The 16,753-nt window shown below is 56.4% G+C and carries 14 protein-coding genes; 9 read left to right on the top strand and 5 right to left on the bottom strand.

The genetic code is table 11. The annotated features are described in order from the left end of the window. The first annotated feature begins 50 nt into the window (after positions 1-50). Both RBB44_RS03080 and RBB44_RS03085 read left to right on the top strand, forming a co-directional pair. On the top strand, positions 51-752 hold the full coding sequence (locus RBB44_RS03080) for an AzlC family ABC transporter permease (RefSeq protein ID WP_306149822.1): 702 nt from the start codon (positions 51-53) through the stop codon (positions 750-752). Further along, positions 745-1,065, top strand: coding sequence for an AzlD family protein (locus RBB44_RS03085; RefSeq protein ID WP_306149823.1), 321 nt, complete (start codon positions 745-747; stop codon positions 1,063-1,065). Before RBB44_RS03080 ends, RBB44_RS03085 begins: the two co-directional genes overlap by 8 nt. On the opposite strand, the gene RBB44_RS03090 is transcribed toward RBB44_RS03085, so the two are convergent. Next, on the bottom strand, positions 1,062-2,603 hold the full coding sequence (locus tag RBB44_RS03090; protein ID WP_306149824.1) for a bifunctional aminoglycoside phosphotransferase/ATP-binding protein: 1,542 nt from the start codon (positions 2,601-2,603) through the stop codon (positions 1,062-1,064). The two genes, RBB44_RS03085 and RBB44_RS03090, sit on opposite strands and share 4 nt — an antisense overlap. Before the next feature lie 126 nt (positions 2,604-2,729). Between RBB44_RS03090 and RBB44_RS03095 the strand changes: the two genes are divergently transcribed. Then, positions 2,730-3,110: a hypothetical protein gene (locus tag RBB44_RS03095; protein ID WP_008193842.1), complete on the top strand. Its 381-nt coding sequence runs from the start codon at positions 2,730-2,732 to the stop codon at positions 3,108-3,110. A 189-nt stretch (positions 3,111-3,299) separates the two neighbouring features. Further along, a complete protein-coding gene (locus RBB44_RS03100; RefSeq protein WP_306149825.1) occupies positions 3,300-4,964 on the top strand; it encodes a thiamine pyrophosphate-binding protein in 1,665 nt (554 codons plus the stop codon). A 67-nt stretch (positions 4,965-5,031) separates the two neighbouring features. Here the strand turns inward: RBB44_RS03100 and RBB44_RS03105 are convergent, their stop codons facing one another. Further along, entirely contained in the window at positions 5,032-7,764 is a 2,733-nt protein-coding gene (locus RBB44_RS03105; RefSeq protein ID WP_306149826.1) for a bifunctional acetate--CoA ligase family protein/GNAT family N-acetyltransferase, read from the bottom strand. 116 nt (positions 7,765-7,880) lie between these two features. Further along, positions 7,881-8,714: a universal stress protein gene (locus tag RBB44_RS03110; protein WP_306149827.1), complete on the bottom strand. Its 834-nt coding sequence runs from the start codon at positions 8,712-8,714 to the stop codon at positions 7,881-7,883. A gap of 148 nt (positions 8,715-8,862) precedes the next feature. Between RBB44_RS03110 and RBB44_RS03115 the strand changes: the two genes are divergently transcribed. The 5 genes from RBB44_RS03115 (at position 8,863) to RBB44_RS03135 (ending at position 15,392) form a co-directional block, all read left to right on the top strand. Further along, positions 8,863-10,650: an ATP-binding protein gene (locus RBB44_RS03115; RefSeq protein WP_306149828.1), complete on the top strand. Its 1,788-nt coding sequence runs from the start codon at positions 8,863-8,865 to the stop codon at positions 10,648-10,650. After that, on the top strand, positions 10,647-12,062 hold the full coding sequence (locus RBB44_RS03120; protein WP_306149829.1) for a sigma-54 dependent transcriptional regulator: 1,416 nt from the start codon (positions 10,647-10,649) through the stop codon (positions 12,060-12,062). The genes RBB44_RS03115 and RBB44_RS03120 overlap by 4 nt, the downstream gene beginning before the upstream one ends. Positions 12,063-12,289: 227 nt before the next feature. Continuing rightward, positions 12,290-13,306 (top strand): C4-dicarboxylate TRAP transporter substrate-binding protein, encoded by a 1,017-nt coding sequence (locus RBB44_RS03125; protein ID WP_133948512.1) that lies wholly within the window; start codon positions 12,290-12,292, stop codon positions 13,304-13,306. Positions 13,307-13,380: 74 nt separating this feature from the next. After that, positions 13,381-14,025 (top strand): TRAP transporter small permease subunit, encoded by a 645-nt coding sequence (locus RBB44_RS03130; RefSeq protein ID WP_306149830.1) that lies wholly within the window; start codon positions 13,381-13,383, stop codon positions 14,023-14,025. Then, positions 14,022-15,392: a TRAP transporter large permease gene (locus tag RBB44_RS03135; protein WP_306149831.1), complete on the top strand. Its 1,371-nt coding sequence runs from the start codon at positions 14,022-14,024 to the stop codon at positions 15,390-15,392. Before RBB44_RS03130 ends, RBB44_RS03135 begins: the two co-directional genes overlap by 4 nt. 52 nt (positions 15,393-15,444) lie before the next feature. Here RBB44_RS03135 and RBB44_RS03140 read toward each other — a convergent pair whose 3' ends face one another. Beyond that, positions 15,445-15,969, bottom strand: a complete 525-nt coding sequence (locus tag RBB44_RS03140) for a DUF805 domain-containing protein (RefSeq protein ID WP_306149832.1) — start codon at positions 15,967-15,969, stop codon at positions 15,445-15,447. Positions 15,970-16,136: 167 nt separating this feature from the next. Further along, entirely contained in the window at positions 16,137-16,667 is a 531-nt protein-coding gene (locus tag RBB44_RS03145; protein WP_306149833.1) for a DUF805 domain-containing protein, read from the bottom strand. Positions 16,668-16,753: the final 86 nt, after the last annotated feature.

The raw sequence follows: 16,753 nt of genomic DNA on the forward strand, positions 1-16,753 counted from the left end.
GATGGACAGATGTTCACAAATGATCAGCGCTGGCTGGCAATAGGAATTTTATGTTGGAACGGAATGTCACGCTCAGCTTAAAGGGCTGTGTGCAGGGGGCTTTGCTGTGTATGCCGGGGTTTCCCGGTGTGGTCGCGCTGGGCATGGTTTTTGGAACCGTCGCGGCGCAAAAAGGCCTGACTTTTCTGGAAACGATTATGATCAATTCGCTGGTATTTGCCGGCGCCAGCCAATTCGTAGCGATGGAAGTTTATAGTGATCCCCTGACCTGGGGCTCGCTAATCGCAATGGTCGGCGTGACCGCTGCCGTGAACATGCGAATGCTGCTCATCGGCGCCAGCCTGCGCCCGTGGCTCGGACGGGTGCCGGCTTATAAGACCTACCCAGCCCTCTATTTCCTGACCGATTTGAACTGGCTCATTTCTCTTTCCGAATACGAGAAGGGGACCCGCGACTGGGGCGTCTATCTCGGCAGCGGTTTGTTCACTTGGACTGTGTGGTCGCTGTCTGTCATCCCCGGCTATTTCGCAGGAAGCCTTATTTCTGATCCCAAAGCGTTCGGCCTGGACGTCATTTTGCCTGCCTTCTTCGCCGCTCTTCTGGTGCCACTTTGGAAGGGAAAACGCCAGACCGTCAGCTGGCTGGTTGCAGGGGCAGTTGCCACCACGACATGGGCCCTGGTCGGCGGGTATTGGAGTATTTTTACTGGCGCAATAGCCGGAGCGCTGGCGGGGGCTTATCTCGATGACTGATGCCATGTTTTCCGCAGATGCAATGTTTGTGCTGGCCGTGCTCGGTATGACCGTTGCGACATATACGTTGCGTGCCGGTGGGTATTGGGTCATGGGCCGTCTTCCTTTGACCCAACGGGTTCGCCGCGGACTTGAAGCTCTGCCCGGTGCGATCATCGTGTCGACCATCTTGCCGATCGTGTTGCAGGGCGGACTTGCGGTGGGGCTCTGCCTGATTGTTGCTGCAGCTGCACAGATCAAGCTTCGCAAGGAATACATTGCGGTTTTCTGCGCCGCGGCAGCCGCTGCCGGCATGCGCGCCGCCGGGATCTAGATCACAGACTTGGCCCGCTCCAGCGTTATCTGCGCCGGTCCGCCGGCGTCGATCGTTTCCCAGGACAGGGTGCCAAGATCATAGGTCAGTTGACGGTCGACAATTTTGGTCGTCGCATCCGATGCATCGCCGGACCGGGCGGCAACGCGGCTTTTGAGCGTATCGGGATCAGCGTCTAGCCAGATGCCGTGAAACTCGGATTCCACCCGGGCGGCTATGGTCTCGATCGCGGCACGTTCGTCCTCGGATGCAAAGACGGCATCAAAAATTGCAGAATGTCCGGCAGCCAGCGCGGTCTGAATATCGCTATCGATAGCTTGGTAGACCTTGTCTGACGCTTCCTGCGTGTAGGCGCTTTGCGGGGCCTTTTCTGTTTCGGAAAGGTCGAGTAGACGTTTGCGTTTGACGTCTGTCCGCAGGACCCGCGCACCTGGTGCGCGGCCGACATCTGCAGCGAGCCCATAGGCAAGTGTGGTTTTTCCGGTGCCGGACAACCCGCCGACAGCGATCAGTTTTGTCGGCGTGGGTTCCAGGAAAGCCAGGGCATAGCCGAAGTATTCTTTCGCCTGGTTTTGCTGATGTTCTTTGGTGACGGGATCGGCTTGATTAAGCGCGGAAGCCGCTGCGATCTTGGATCGGATTGCAGCGCGCATCATCATGTAGAAGGGCAGCGCGGCCAAACCCTCAAGGTGTTCGGGTAGATCGCTCAAGTCCAAATACCGGTTGAAGACCCGATTGGCGGCCGTTTGTTGACCACGCTCCCAGAGATCCATCAACAAGAACGCCAGATCGTACAAGACGTCATTTGTCGCGATGGCGTCGGAAAACTCCACGGCATCGAACAATACCAATGCATCCTCGATCAGTACGATGTTTCGCAGGTGCGCGTCGCCATGACAGCGCCGCACAAAGCCAATATCCCCGCGTTTTAGAATCAGATCGTGAATTGAGGAGAGCGCGGTACGCGAAGCAAGCGTCAGGTGTTGAACGTCGTCCGGCGGGAACAGGTCCGGATGTTCCCGGAAAGCCGCGTCGTTTTGCTCTACGTAGGACGTGAGTTCTGCAAAGAAGTCACCGCCTTTGCGAAGCGGGGCATTTGCATGGGCTTCCACCATCATCTTGGAGAGCTTGTCGCAAAGATCGTTGGAGAACTCGGTGGTTTTGGCCAGGATATCCAGCTCGTCCCGGCGTTCGAACCGGTTCATTTCAACAGCCCATTCGACGGGCTCTCCGGTGCCATCCAAGGCCAGTGACCCGTCCCTATGGCGTGTTATAGCCAATGCGCGCCGGTACACTTGCGGAGCATTCGCCTGATTGACCGTGATTTCCGCTTTGCAGGCCTCTTCGCGCAGCGCCAATGTCGAATAGTCCAGGAAAGGGAACTTTACAGCCCGTTTGACCTTGTAGGCCTTGGACCCCAAGAGAAACACGATGTTCGCATGCGTGTCGATGCGAACGACATCCGGGCGCGCCGGATCGTCAGACGGAAGACTGTCAAGAAAGGCAAGCGCTTCGGTCTGTGTCTCTGCATGATCCATATCGGGTCCTTCATCTGTCAACGCGTAGTCTGCCGCTTAAGGGCGTTCACAGGTTTGATTCTTCTCAATGTCAGGCAACAGCGATGTGGCACATATAGACTTCAATGTCAGCACAAGGAGGGCACCATGAGCGACTTTCCAGCTTTGAAAAAGATCAGGCTGAACCTGGCCCGGACGAAAGAGTTCCCGCAAGGCTCGGCGCGCCATGGGTATGAATTCACGGCACCTTTGGACGAGACCGGGCATATCGATGCTGGGCTCTGGAAAAAGGAGCGCGATCATTGCCGTGTCCGGCGGTTCTGGGGCGATGAAGTAGAGGAAATCGGTCACTTGATCCACCGCCCGGGCGGGTCTTGGGCGTTTCACTATGACATCGACGGCGACGACGATGACGAGGCGGGATACCGGTTTGGGACACACGCTTTCACACCGGGTGAATATGTGTCGATCAAGGATGAGGATGGGGACTTGCACACCTTCCAAGTCGTGACGGTTCAATCCATCTGATCACGACACTTGTTGCGAACAATCACGAAAGAGCGCCATTTCCGGCGCTCTTTTTGTTTCGAATGAGGTATAAGTTTCTTACCAATTGGAATGATCTTATTGCCAATTAATCTGATAATTGCCTCTCACCCGAACGTCTTTGTTACGCTATAGAATGAACATCAGTTTTTCAGGCTCGGGATAACGAACATGACACAGAAAACCGGTGGCCAATTGTTGGTGGACGCTCTTGAGCGCCACGGCGCGGAGCGGGTCTATTGCGTACCCGGCGAAAGCTACCTTGCCGTTCTGGATGCTCTACATGATGCGTCGATCCCGGTCACGGTCTGCCGTCAGGAAGGTGGCGCCGCGATGATGGCGGATGCACACGGCAAACTGACAGGCAAACCGGGGATCTGCATGGTGACGCGTGGCCCGGGCGCCACCAACGCCTCCGCAGGTGTGCATGTGGCAGCCCAGGACTCCACACCGATGATCCTGTTCATCGGCCAGATCGAGCGCGGCATGCGCGAACGAGAAGCTTTTCAGGAAGTCGACTATCGGCAAATGTTTGGCGGTATCGCCAAGTGGGTGGCCGAAATCGATCATGCTTCGCGTGTGCCTGAATTTATCTCCCGCGCTTATCACGTTGCGACCTCCGGCCGTCCGGGACCTGTCGTTCTGGCGCTTCCAGAAGACACCCTCGTTGAACTCGCCGATGCGGTTCAACCACCGGCCTGGCAACAGGTCGAAACGCACCCGGGACTGTCTCAGATGGCGGACCTGCAAAAACGTCTCTGGGAAGCGGAACGCCCGATTGCGATCCTCGGCGGAAGCCGCTGGTCCGAAGATGCGGTTGCCGCGTTCACCCGGTTTGCCGAGCGCTTCGATCTACCGGTGGCCTGTTCCTTCCGCCGGCAAATGCTCTTTGACAATCTTCACCCGAACTATGCCGGCGATGTTGGCATCGGGATCAATCCGAAACTGCTGGATCGTGTGAAGTCTTCGGACCTGATTTTGTTGGTGGGCGGCCGCTTGTCTGAAATGCCGAGCCAGTCCTACACCTTGCTGGATATCCCGTCGCCGACCCAGCAGCTGGTGCATGTTCATGCTGATCCGGAAGAGCTTGGCCGGGTGTACCGCGCTGATCTTTCCATCAATGCCAGCCCGACCGGGTTCTGCAAGGCGGTCGAAGGTCTCCAGCCGCCAGCCGAGCTCAAAGGGGCAGGCGCAGCCGCCAAGGCACACCAGGATTATCTGGAGTGGTCCGATGCCCGTCCGCAAACGCCGGGCGATCTGCAAATGTCGGGTGTCATGGACTGGCTGGAAAACAATCTTCCCAAAGATGCCATTTGCACCAACGGGGCAGGCAACTACGCCACTTGGCTGCATCGCTTTCACCGCTTTCGCCGGTTTGGAACCCAAGCAGCACCAACATCCGGATCGATGGGTTATGGCCTGCCTGCAGCCGTTGCGGCCAAGCTGACATTTCCGGAACGCGAAGTCGTGTGTTTTGCCGGCGACGGCTGCCTGCAGATGACCATGCAGGAATTTGGAACCGCCTGTCAGGACGGCGCCAACATCATCCTGTTGGTGATCGACAACGGCATGTACGGCACCATCCGCATGCACCAGGAACGGACTTATCCAGGCCGCCCGTCCGCCACCAAGCTGGTCAATCCTGATTTCGCTGCGATGGCCCACTGCTACGGTGCTTTTGGCGAGACGGTGCAAACTACGGATGAATTCGGTCCGGCCTTTGAGCGGGCGCGTGCCTCAGGCAAACCGGCGATCCTGCATCTGAAGCTGGATCCGGAAGCGATTACGCCGGCGGCCAGCCTTTCACAAATCCGGACCGCAGCTCAGCAGAAGTAATCTCAGATCACTTACGGAAAAACAAAACGTCGGGCGATTTTATCGAATCGCCCGGCGCGCCCAGGGGTCAGCTGTCGTCTTCTGGAAGATCGCTGACGGGCAACACCACGTTGGAGATCCCGGGATCGTCGAGGGATGTCGTGATCTTGAAGCCGAGCGCTTGGCACATGGAGATCATCGACGTATTCTCCTTCAGGACTTCACCCTTGATGGTCTGAATCCCATCGGCCTTGGCATACCGGATGATCAGTTTCATGAGGGCCCAGCCCAAACCATACCCCTTCAGGTCTGAGCGGACCATGACGGCATATTCGCCGGTCTGGTGATCGGGATCTGCGTGCAGGCGGACGACACCCAGAAGCGATCCGTCGTCCGGATCAAGGGCGGTGAATGCCATGGCCCTGGCGTAATCAAGCTGTGTCAGACGGGCGAGAAACCGGTGGCTGAATTCCCGAACCGGAGCAAAGAAACGCAGGCGAAGATCTTCCGGTGAAATCTGCTCAAAGAATGCCTTGAACATGTCTTCATCTTCCGGCCGAACAGGCCGGACGAAAATCTGCCGTCCGCCTTTCACGGTCAGTGTTTGTTCCCACTCCTTGGGGTACGGCGCGATCGCTAGTCTGGACCCGCCTGTCCGGCCCGGTTTTTTCTCCGGGTGGCACAGGGTCATACGAGCGTCCAGGGCGATCAATCCGCTCGGCAGCAACACCATCGGATTGATGTCCAGTTCCTGAATTTCCGGAATGTCGATCGTAATTTGAGAAAGTTTGACCAAAGCTTCTGCCAGAGCTGGTTTGTCGAGTGAGGGACGGGACGGGCCGCCGTCCAAGAGGCGTGAAATCCGGGTCCGGTCGATTTGCGCTTCGGCCAATTTGAGATCGAGCGGCGGCAGCTCAAAGGCGATGTCCTCGCTTTCTTCAATAGCCGTGCCCCCTTGACCAAACACAAGCACCGGGCCGAATTCAGGGGTTTCAGCAAGACCAAGATAAAGCTCGAGCCCGTGCCGGTCTTCAAGCATGGGGTGCACGGAAACACCCGATATGCGGGCGTCCGGGTAGTCTTTCTGCGTCTTGGCGATCAATTCGCGCGCCGCGTCCTCAACGGCCGCTGGGTTTTCCAGGCCGAGCCGGACGCCATCGATTTTTGATTTGAAGGGTAAGTCGGGGGAAATGAGTTTCGCGACGCAGTGTTTGGCTGTTTTGAAAAACGGTTCCGACAGAGCGCCCACATCTTCAGGCTTTTCTGCCATATCGGTCGCCATGATCGAAATGTCATAGGCCGCCAAGATATCGCAGACTTCCTTCGGTGTGAGCCAAATGCGGTCTTCCGCGAGGGCTGCTTCGACGATTGCCCGAGCCTGTGCGCTATCCGGCGTAAAATTGGCCGGCAAACTCGGTGGGGCCGCCATCAGGAATTCCCGAGCCTGGGCATCATGCGCCAGATGCATCAAGCTTCGAGCGGCTTCTGCAGGGCTTGCGTAATTCGGGACCTTGGCTTCTGTCAGAACTTCGCGGGTTGCACTGTCGCCGCCGATCAGCCCGGCAACCAGAGCTTTCCGCCGTCCCGGCCGTTTCCGGTCCAAGGTCGCGGCTTCTGCAACGGCCGTTGCCAGGACGGGGAGGGGCTGGAACGCACTTGCAGCCTGCAGGACGACCGCACCATCGACATTCTTATCTTTCAAGACGGTCGTGATCGTTTCCGTAAGATCTTCGGCGGCTGTCGCTTCGCGCAAGATGACGGACGCTTGCGCGGCTGACGTATCGTCCAGATCGTTCGACGGGCCAAGGAACGGCTGCAGGTGTTCAAGCGTCTCCGGGCTCAGCGATGCAAATTGAGCGCCGAGGGCGTCTAGCCGGTCATACGCAAGGTTTGCCAGGCTCCGGCCGTTCGCAATGACAGCAAGGTTCCGGCATTGAGGAACGCGGACATGAGACAGCGTTTCAAGCGCCTCGAACATCTCGTCAAGGTCGTAAACCCGAAGGAGCCCTGCTCTCCGGAACGCGGTTTCATAAACAAGATCCGACTTTGCGAGACGACCGGCGTGCGTCCTGCCCGTCCCGCCTGTATCACGGCTGCGTCCGGAGCGAAGCACGATGACTGGTTTGCCGCGGGCTGCGGCCCGGGCGGCAGACATGAACTTATGCGGAACTGCGACGCCTTCCAGATGAAGGACAATGGCACGGGTCCGATAGTCTTGTGCGAAATAATCAATCAAGTCGCTGACATCGACGTCGATGCGCGCGCCGAGTGAGACGATTGATGAAAACCCGGTGTTGTGGGTCTTCGCCCAGGACAACGTCGCGTTCAAAACAGCGCCGGACCGGGAGAAAAAAGCGATGTCGCCCTTGCCGGGCACTTCGGCACTCAACAGTGCATTCAGTCCCTTTGCCGGGACGGAAATGCCGAGACTGCCGGGACCGATCAACCGGAGCGTGGTCTTGCGGGCAGCCTCCCGGCAGGCCTGCATGATTGGCTCCGGCCAGTCTTCATAACCGGGTGAGGGGATTAGAACGGCGCGCGTTCCGCGGTCTCCGAGTTCTTCAATCATCTTGGGTAGATGTTCAGCCTTGGCGAGATAAATCACCAGATCGGGCGTATGGTCCAAATCGGCCAGAGATGGGATGCTGGTCCCGTTGAACGGCACCGAATAATCAATCTCGACCAGTGTAACCTTGTGTTGGGTTTCGATGGCCTGAAGGCATTCGATGAGCTTGTCTGTCAAAACGCCGGGATGGCGGCAAGGACCAAGGACAGCGATGGACGTCGGTGCAAAAAAACCATCGAGATTGCGGATGGTCACGTCGGGATCCTTTCCCGGTCAACAGCAGGCAAATCGAACACTAGCGGAGATTTAAGACAAAAAAATACCCGCACCCAAAAAAGTTGGGTGCGGGATTGCGGCATATCGACAGGCCGTTAGTGGGCCATAAGCACAGGCACTGTCATGGCTTCCAGAATTTCGCGGGTTGCGCCGCCGAACAGGAACTCACGCATCCGGCTATGCCCGTATCCACCCATCACGACCAGGTCGTTGTTGTTGTCTGTCACATAATTGAGGACCGTGTCCGCAACGCCTGTCTGAGGGTTGGAGACGACGTCGATCGTTACATTCATGTTGTGGCGGGCGAGATAGTTGGCAACTTCCGCACCGGGCTGACCAGCCTCAGAGTTTGCCTTCTTCTCGATGACCAGGACTGTGACCTTGTCGGCCTTTTCAAGCACCGGGATCGAAGCGTGAATGGCCCGCGTCGCCGTCGAGCTGCCATCCCAGCCAATCAGCACGTTGTTCGGCTCAAAAGTTTTGCTGCCGATATAAGGCACCAGCAGAACCGGGACGCCGCTTTCGAAAAGGATTGTTTCGATCAGAAGTTCGCGCATTGGCTCCGGTTTGTCCGGATTGCTCTGGCCAATCACCACAAGGTCTGTGGGCCGGCAATGCGCCAGAACATTATCGAGCGGTCCGCCTGTGAGGATCTCTGCCAAACGGCTTTCGCTTTTGACGCCGGCCAGCCGGGCAAATTCGTCGAATTGGTCTTTGGCGTCTTTCGCTGCTGCGATAGCCTGATCATGGGCTGCTTGAAGATAGTCGACGGGCATCGGAGCTGCGGCAAATGCCGGAACAACCGGTTCAAACGAAACCGCGAGGCCAGTTACATGTGCATCATGAACACGGCCGAACTCCAAAGCATATTTTGCTGCCGGCTGATCGCCCGCCAAATCCAGGACCGTCAAAATATCTTTAATTGGCATAATACCCTCCTATGGCTGGCAGTCAGTTTTGCCCCAGCCTTGTGAAAAATCTATATGCCTCCGCAATTTGGCGTCTTTGACCCTTATCAATTCAGGTTTGGAATAGGCGTGTGCTGGCGGCCAGGAAAAAAATCGGTAATAAGAAGCCATGTCGACCCGTTGGCTCATACTCTTGCTGCCGCCTGTTTTCATGGTGGCAGCCGCGGCTGTGCTCGCTTACGTCTTCCAGGAACTGGATGATGATAACGTCGACCGCATAGCTGCAGAACGGTTGACGCTCTACCGACAAACCATCATCGGCGAATACCAGAAATACCGCTACCTTCCTTACATGATTGCTCGGGATCCACGCGCTACGGCAGCAATTGGCCTTGGTCAGCCGGTAGAGAGCGCCAATCGTTTTCTGGAAGAAATGGCGGAAAATTCAGGTGCAGACCTTCTTTATGTTATGAACGCTGCCGGGACGACGTTGGCGGCCAGCAACTGGCAAAAACCGCTTTCCCTCGTCGGCCGGAACTATGGGTTCCGGCCATACTTTACGGCGGCGATGCGAGGTGAGGAGGGGCAGTTTTTCGCCATTGGTTTGACCACTGGCCGTCCCGGTTTGTTCCTGGCGCGGCCGACGCCGGTCGAAGGAGATCCGGTTGGGGTTGCCGTCGTTAAAGTAGATACCAGCGAGCTTGAAAACGCCTGGGCGGAAGGTGGAGAGCTCGTCTTTGCCACCGATGCCGACGGTGTGATTTTTCTATCCAGCCAGCCGGAGTGGCGCTATCGGACTTTGGCCGAGCTTCCAATGGCTACGCGGGATGCCATTGCCAGCAGTCAGAAATACGCAAATGAACCGCTGACCCCGATCAGTGACGCGCCAGTAACCGGGCCAAACCAGCTGACCATTGACGGGCAGGCCTATCGGCACAACTCGACCGATGTGGATCTACTCGGCTGGAAATTGCATTTCCTCGTGCCGCAGGCAGAAGCGCACAAGAGCCTGCTGCCGATTTGGGTGATCACCCTGACGCTTTGCCTTCTCTATGCGGTGATTGTGCTTGGCTTGCGCGGGCAAAGGCTGCGCCGGGCGTCCGCCGCGCTTCGCCAGGAATCAGCAGATCTGAAGGAACTGAACCAGCGGCTGGTTGGGGAAATCAAAGAGCGCCGGCGTGTGGAACATGCGCTTTTGGAAGCGCAGCGGGGCCTTGCGCGCTCCAGCCGTCTCGCAGCGGTTGGTGAAATGTCGGCTGCTGTCGTTCATGAGCTGAGCCAGCCCCTGGCGGCGCTCAGAATGTTTGTGGCAGGCACCCGCAAGTTCCTTGAAAAAGGGGATACCCACACGGCTGCAGAAAACCTGCAGGAGATCGAATCCCTTCAGATGCGAATGGCGAGCCTGACTCAAGAGCTCAAGAGGTTTGCGCGTCCGGGCGAGAGCCGGATCGAAACCGTCGACCTTCGAGACAGCATTTTGGCGGCGGAAAAAATTGTCCGTCCCAGGTTTGAAGAAACAGGTGTTACTCTGAAAATCGATATACCGGACCAGCCCTTGATCGTTGAGACGGCCCCGTTGCGGATCGAGCAAATCCTGGTCAACTTGTTACGCAACGGCGCAGATGCGGCCGCCGCAGAAGACAGTGGTGAAGTCCGGCTGCATATCGTTGAGACTGGGGACACTGTTGTCGTGCGGGTGCTCGATAACGGGCCAGGGATCCCCATGGATCTACGTGAACGTATTTTCGATCCGTTTTTCTCAACCAAAACAAGTGCGGAAGGGATGGGGCTGGGTCTGGCCATCTCCATGCGAATTGCAGAAGACCTCGGCGGTGATTTGGCGGTCTCCGCCAACGTGCCGCGCGGTGCTGCCTTTGAACTCACGGTGCCGGCTGTCAAATCGGCAGAAATGACGGATGCATCTTTTGTCCGTCTGGAAGCAGAAGTTGCTGAATGACAACGCTTAATTCAAAACCCTCTCAATCCACGAACACCCCGGTTCTGATTGTTGACGACGATCCGTCTATGCGCGCAGCGCTTCGTCAATGGATCCGGCTTGCCGATTTTGAGACGATCGAGGTGGCAACAGCTGACCAGGCCATGGCGGTTCTGAGCCCGGATTTTGGTGGCTGTATCGTCACGGACGTGATGCTGGATGGTGACGACGGCATGACCTTGCTGCGCAGAGTTGGAGAACTGGACGGTGATCTGCCGGTTATCCTGATCACCGGCCATGGCGACGTTCCAATGGCCGTGGAAGCAATGCGCGCCGGTGCGTATGACTTTGTCGAAAAGCCTTTCGATCCGGACCTGATCGCGGAAGTGGTTCGCAGGGCGTGCAACCGCCGCGCTCTTGTTTTGGAGAACCGGGCGCTGAAGACCCAGATCGCGGACAGTTCAAGCCTAGAAAGCCGGCTGATCGGTAACAGCCCGGCCATGCAAGCGCTGCGGCAACAGATCCTGCATTTTGCGCAAACCGATGCTGCGGTTCTGATCACCGGTGAAACCGGGACGGGAAAAGAAGTGATCGCTCAGGCGCTGCATGATTACAGCGCCCGCAAGGACGCTCCGTTCATGGCGATCAACGCGGCCGCGTTGCCGGAGACCATGGTCGAAGCCGAACTCTTTGGCCACGAAGCCGGGGCGTTTACAGGTGCAGACCGGCAACGGATCGGCCGGATCGAGGCCGCGAACTCCGGTGTATTGTTTCTGGATGAAATTGTATCCATGCCGCTGCCGCTCCAGGCAAAACTGCTTCGGGTGCTGCAAGAGCGTAAAGTTGACCGGATTGGAGGCCACCGGCCCGTTGACGTCGATATCCGGCTGGTGAGCGCGGCTAATGTTGATCCGCGCGAAGCGGTGGCTTCCGGCCGGTTGCGAGAAGATCTATTATTCCGGTTGAATGCAATCGAACTCGTCATTCCGCCTTTGCGGGAACGCGGCCGGGACAGCATCTTGTTGTTTGATACGTTTCTCAACCGGTTTGCAGTTCAATACGGCATGGAGGCGCCAACACCGAGCGCGCTTGATGAAGCGTTTTTGCAAACCTACGGATGGCCGGGCAACGTCCGTGAACTGCGCAATGCGGCCGAGCGGTTCGTTTTGAACGCGCAGGTCAATCCGCAACCGCTGGAAACACTCGTCACTGGCCGGCGCGATGACGTGTCGCCGATGGAAGCAGGCGGATTGAAGGATCTTATGGACGCTTACGAACGGTCTTTGATCGAAGGAGCCTTGAGGCGTCATGGTGGTAAGGTTGCCGATGTCATGCGCGAGCTGAACGTGCCTCGCCGGACGCTCAACGAGAAGATGGCACGCCTCGGATTGAGCCGGGATCAAGCGAGCGACCCGGAAACGGGAGCCGCCTGAAACTCGGCAATCGGCGAAAAATCGCCGACGCAATATGAGCATCGGCAAGATCTCGCCTAGGTGCACTGCGGTAGTTTTGCGCTATGCCCGAAAAAGCCGCCAGTTTGCCCAGTTTTTGGTTGTCAATTGAAGCTGGCACGGGTCATGCTTATTAGGCTCTGACTTGGTCAGCCCCTCATTGCTGGCCGGGTGGTCAAGAGATTGAGCCAATAATCTGGGAGGATTTCATGCTCACGTCACTCAAAGCCGCGACCGCGGTATCCGCGGGCGCCCTTGCCCTTATTTTCGCAACTGAAACTTTCGCTGCCGATGTCACTTGGAACGTGTCCCTTTGGGGCAAGCGCCGGGCGTTCACCGAGCATGTCGAGAAGCTTGCTGAGCAGGTCGCTCAAAAGACCGACGGCAAGTTTGAAATCGTCTTGCACTATGGTGGCGCGCTGTCCAAGTCCCGTGAGAACCTCGATGGTATCTCCTTCGGCGCTTTCGAGATGGCTCAGTTCTGCGCATCCTACCACGCCGACAAAAACCCGACATTGACCGTTTTGGAACTGCCGTTCTTGGGCGTTTCTGATCTTGAGACCGAAGTAAAGGTTTCCAAGGCGCTTTATGAGCATCCGGCAGTCCAGCAGGATCTCGGCCGCTGGAACGCCAAGTTGCTGATGCCGTCTCCAATGCCGCAGTACAACTTTGCTGGTAAAGGGGATGCACCGGCTTCTGTTTCCGATTTCGATGGCATGCGTGTGCGCGCTCTCGGTGGTCTTGGCAAATTGATGGAAGCAGCTGGCGCTGTTCCTACATCCGTGACCGCATCTGAAACCTATCAGGCGATTGACTCCGGCACAGTGCAGGCCGCTGGCTTTGCACCACATGCGCACCTGTCTTTCCGGGTCGTTGAAGTGGCCGATTGGTGGACCAAGAACCTGAACCCGGGCACCGTTCATTGCCCGATCGTTGTCAATACAGACGCCTACGCAGCGCTTCCGGATGACTTCAAGGCCGCCCTCGACTCTTCCGTCGATCCGGCCCTCGACCATTACCTGGCTACCTACGCCAAGGTTTACGACAAGTGGTGGCCGGAGCTGGACAAACTGGGCATTCAGCAGGTTGAATTCTCAGATGAGGAACTGTCGGCATTTGCCGAAAAGGCCGGTCCGATCCACGCTGCTTGGATTGAAGAGCAAACCGCCAACGGTTTGCCGGCTCAAGAGTTGCTCGACATGGTCAAAAAGACCATCGCTGAATAACGTCAGCCTAACTTGAACTCGAAGATGTCTCTCCGGCACCAACTGCCGGAGAGACTTTCCACAGGGCTGATTTCATGAACACTTCTCCTCAATCGGGCGGTTCAGACACCGACCGTCCCACAACATATATCCGGTTCGATGGATGGCTTGGTCACGTTGAAAACGGATTCAACATGATCGCTGCCTTCTCCATTTTGTCACTGATGTTTTTGGCTGTTGCCCAGGTCTTGGGCCGGTTGTTCTTCAACACGCCGATTCCGGGTTTTATCGACATCACCGAACAGGCCATGGCGATTTTTGCCTTTGCCGGTGTGGCATATTGCCAAAGAGTTGGTGGTCACATCCGGATGGAAATCGTACTCGGAAAACTGCGCGGCAGAACACTTTACATCTGCGAAATGATCGGCGTGATCGTGATCGCCTTTACGGTCGCCCTGTTAATCTGGGGGTCCTGGTTCCACTTCGACCGGTCCTGGTCGATTGGTGACAGCACCATGGACATCCGGTTGCCAACCTGGCCATCGAAACTTGTTATTCCCGTTGCGTTGAGCCTGCTGTTCTTGCGCCTCCTCATGCAAATCTATGGATATGCCCGCCTGGTCCGCAATCCGGACCGTGAGCCGGTTGCCGTCCCTGTCATCGAGGACGTTGAAAAGGTCGCCCAACATGAAATCGAAGAAGCCTTTGGCGACGACGCTGTTGCAGGAGACACCAAATGACACCGTTTGAAGTAGGTCTCCTGATGACCGGCGTCTTGCTGGTCCTGGTCATCATGGGTGTCCGGGTGGCTTTCGCCGCTGCCTTCGTAGGGCTGGTTGGCCTTATTCTACATTTCTCGCTGAAGATGGGATTTGAGCGCGGCTTCTTTGTTGCACTCAAAATGGCGGGAACGATCCCGCATTCCAAATCCGTCACCTATGCCCTCTCGGTTTTGCCGACCTTCATTCTAATCGGCTTCCTCGCCTTTTATGCAGGCTTTACGAAACAGCTGTTTGAGGCTGCCAAGCGCTGGCTTGGCTGGATGCCGGGCGGTATGGCCGTTGGCACGGTCTTCTCTACGGCAGGCTTTGCAGCCGTATCCGGTGCATCTGTGGCAACGGCTGCAGTCTTTGCCCGCGTTGCGATCCCGGAGATGCTCAAAGAGGGATACTCGCCAAGACTGTCCGCCGCTGTTGTGGCAGCAGGCGGTACGCTGGCATCTCTGATCCCGCCATCAGCAATCCTGGTCATCTACGCGATCCTGGTGGAGCAGTCTGTCGGCAAACTCTTGATCGCAGGCTTTTTGCCGGGCGTGTTTTCCGCACTGATCTATGTGGCGATCATTGTTGGGGTGTCCGCCTGGCGCGGCGATGCTCCGGCAATCAAGGGGTTCACCTGGAAACAGCGGTTTGAGAGCATCCCGGGCACGCTGCCAATTGTGGCGGTCATCGGGATTATCTTCTGCTCGTTCTTCTTCGGGCTGGCCACGCCAACAGAGGCCGGCTCACTCGGCGCCTTCGTGGTTCTGATGGTCGCATTTGCAAGGGGCATGAAGTTCCAGCAACTCGGTCAGGCGCTTCATGAGACAGCCAAGCTGACGGTCATGATCTTCACCCTGATCTGGGGCGTTCTGGTCTATGTCCGCTTTCTGGGCTTTGCCGGCTTGCCGGAAGCGTTCCGGGATTTCATCGTCGCCCTGGAGTTCTCTCCGTGGCTGATCATGATCTGCATTCTGCTGGCCTATGCCGTGCTGGGCATGTTCATGGATGCGATCGGCATGCTGATCCTGACCCTGCCGGTAGTCTATCCTGCGGTGATGGCGCTAAATGGCGGCGAGGGTGTTTCTGCAGCCGACAGTACATTTGGCATGTCGGGCGAAGCATGTGCGATCTGGTTCGGAATTTTGGTGGTGAAGATGGCGGAGCTCTGTCTGATCACGCCCCCCATTGGGCTCAACTGTTTCGTGGTGTCAGGCGTGCGCCCGGACATCCCGGTTCAGGAGGTCTTCCGCGGCTGTATCCCGTTCTTCATCGCAGACGTTCTGACGATTGCCGGCTTGCTCGCCTTCCCGTCGATCATCACCTGGCTGCCATCGTTGATGGGGTAGATCTGAGGTTGACTTCACATAAAAAGAAAGCCGCCGGATTTCCGGCGGTTTTTTAAATTCCGTATTTGTTGCGCCCCTGGGTTCCGGCAAAAAACATGTTTTTAAAGGTTTGCACCAACAGGATTATCGAACCTGCAATAGGAATAAACCAGCTGAACACCCAGTATCCAGACACACCACGATCGTGCATTCTACGTACGGTTACGGACCAGCTAAAGAGTGAATTCAAAAATACGAATGGCATCAGCCAAAAATATTCCGAGAAAAACTCCAGAAACGTGTAGTCCTTGAGATGTTCGTTTGAGAACATCAAAGCAACGAAAAAAATTAGTATTAATATGTGAATGGTATGCAAGTACCAATACATTGCTCTGCCAAGCCGACCTTCAAATGAAAAAATGAATGCAACACTGTTCAGAAGTATTGTCCCGATGGAAACGTCATTATCGTCCTGAAAACTCGATGACTGTTCAGATTTTGCGGGCGCTGGGTAGTGCTGTGCGCCAATGTAGACCGGGTTTCGCTTCGTTCGCGTTTCATCAATACCGCGTCTACCAAACTCTTTTCTGTTATTCATAAAACTGCCTTCAATCAATTATAAGTATAGACAATAATAAAAACCCTTAAAAGTAGTGTTAAGGCTGCTGCCAAATTGAATGGATAAGTTGGCTAGTGTCGAGTTTTGCGAAGAGTATCCGGTGTAGGCAAAGAGCTGGCCCTGCTTAATTCAGCGCGCAAATATCGTTAAAGATCGTAGCGGTTTGCGCCCTTGGTTCCCGGCATCAGGCTGTTGGCCAAAAGCAAATAGATGTTCAGAAACGGAACGAGATAACCGAAGTACCAATACCCTGTCACACCACGGTCTTGAAACCGGCGCGCTTCGAGAGAGAAGCGCAGCATCATCATGACGAAACAGAACGTCAGGAACCGGACCACAAAACCGACGTCATGGCTGGCAGAAGCAATGTCTCCCCAATTGAAAGAGCCTGCGGCTTGGGCAAAAGCAATGTAGCCAATGATGGATGTGACCGTGTAGGCCGATCCGATAATCCAGTAGTCGAGACGGGAGACCCGGCCGCGGAAGCCGAACAAGGTTCCACCTACGAAACACATTGCAGACCGAAGGCCAGACGTTTTGCTGGGTTTGGTTTCTCGTGTCGCGGCAGTGTAAGCAGGAGCCGTGAATGTTGTTGAGGCAACCTGCGGCAGCGACAGGCCCCGAGCCTTGTTTTGCTGTTCCAACTGCTTTTGCAAGTCGTTAGACGTTACGCGCATTGCCTAAAACCCGTCATTTAACCGGTGAGACTTTCATGTAAGGACGCCCCGGTGTGGTCTCCGCCGGTGCGGTCCTTTCATTGAGC

Origin of the sequence: Roseibium sp. MMSF_3247, assembly GCF_030733765.1 — a bacterium.
Classification (GTDB): Bacteria; Pseudomonadota; Alphaproteobacteria; order Rhizobiales; family Stappiaceae; genus Roseibium.

Excerpts from the sequence above, each read along its gene's own strand:
- RBB44_RS03095 (WP_008193842.1), top strand. The coding sequence starts at position 2,730 with ATGAGCGACTTTCCAGCTTTGAAAAAGATCAGGCTGAACCTGGCCCGG.
- RBB44_RS03090 (WP_306149824.1), bottom strand. The coding sequence starts at position 2,603 with ATGGATCATGCAGAGACACAGACCGAAGCGCTTGCCTTTCTTGACAGT.
- RBB44_RS03135 (WP_306149831.1), top strand. The coding sequence starts at position 14,022 with ATGACACCGTTTGAAGTAGGTCTCCTGATGACCGGCGTCTTGCTGGTC.
- RBB44_RS03120 (WP_306149829.1), top strand. The coding sequence starts at position 10,647 with ATGACAACGCTTAATTCAAAACCCTCTCAATCCACGAACACCCCGGTT.
- RBB44_RS03140 (WP_306149832.1), bottom strand. The coding sequence starts at position 15,969 with ATGAATAACAGAAAAGAGTTTGGTAGACGCGGTATTGATGAAACGCGA.
- RBB44_RS03130 (WP_306149830.1), top strand. The coding sequence starts at position 13,381 with ATGAACACTTCTCCTCAATCGGGCGGTTCAGACACCGACCGTCCCACA.
- RBB44_RS03110 (WP_306149827.1), bottom strand. The coding sequence starts at position 8,714 with ATGCCAATTAAAGATATTTTGACGGTCCTGGATTTGGCGGGCGATCAG.
- RBB44_RS03145 (WP_306149833.1), bottom strand. The coding sequence starts at position 16,667 with ATGCGCGTAACGTCTAACGACTTGCAAAAGCAGTTGGAACAGCAAAAC.
- RBB44_RS03125 (WP_133948512.1), top strand. The coding sequence starts at position 12,290 with ATGCTCACGTCACTCAAAGCCGCGACCGCGGTATCCGCGGGCGCCCTT.
- RBB44_RS03085 (WP_306149823.1), top strand. The coding sequence starts at position 745 with ATGACTGATGCCATGTTTTCCGCAGATGCAATGTTTGTGCTGGCCGTG.
- RBB44_RS03115 (WP_306149828.1), top strand. The coding sequence starts at position 8,863 with ATGTCGACCCGTTGGCTCATACTCTTGCTGCCGCCTGTTTTCATGGTG.
- RBB44_RS03100 (WP_306149825.1), top strand. The coding sequence starts at position 3,300 with ATGACACAGAAAACCGGTGGCCAATTGTTGGTGGACGCTCTTGAGCGC.
- RBB44_RS03080 (WP_306149822.1), top strand. The coding sequence starts at position 51 with ATGTTGGAACGGAATGTCACGCTCAGCTTAAAGGGCTGTGTGCAGGGG.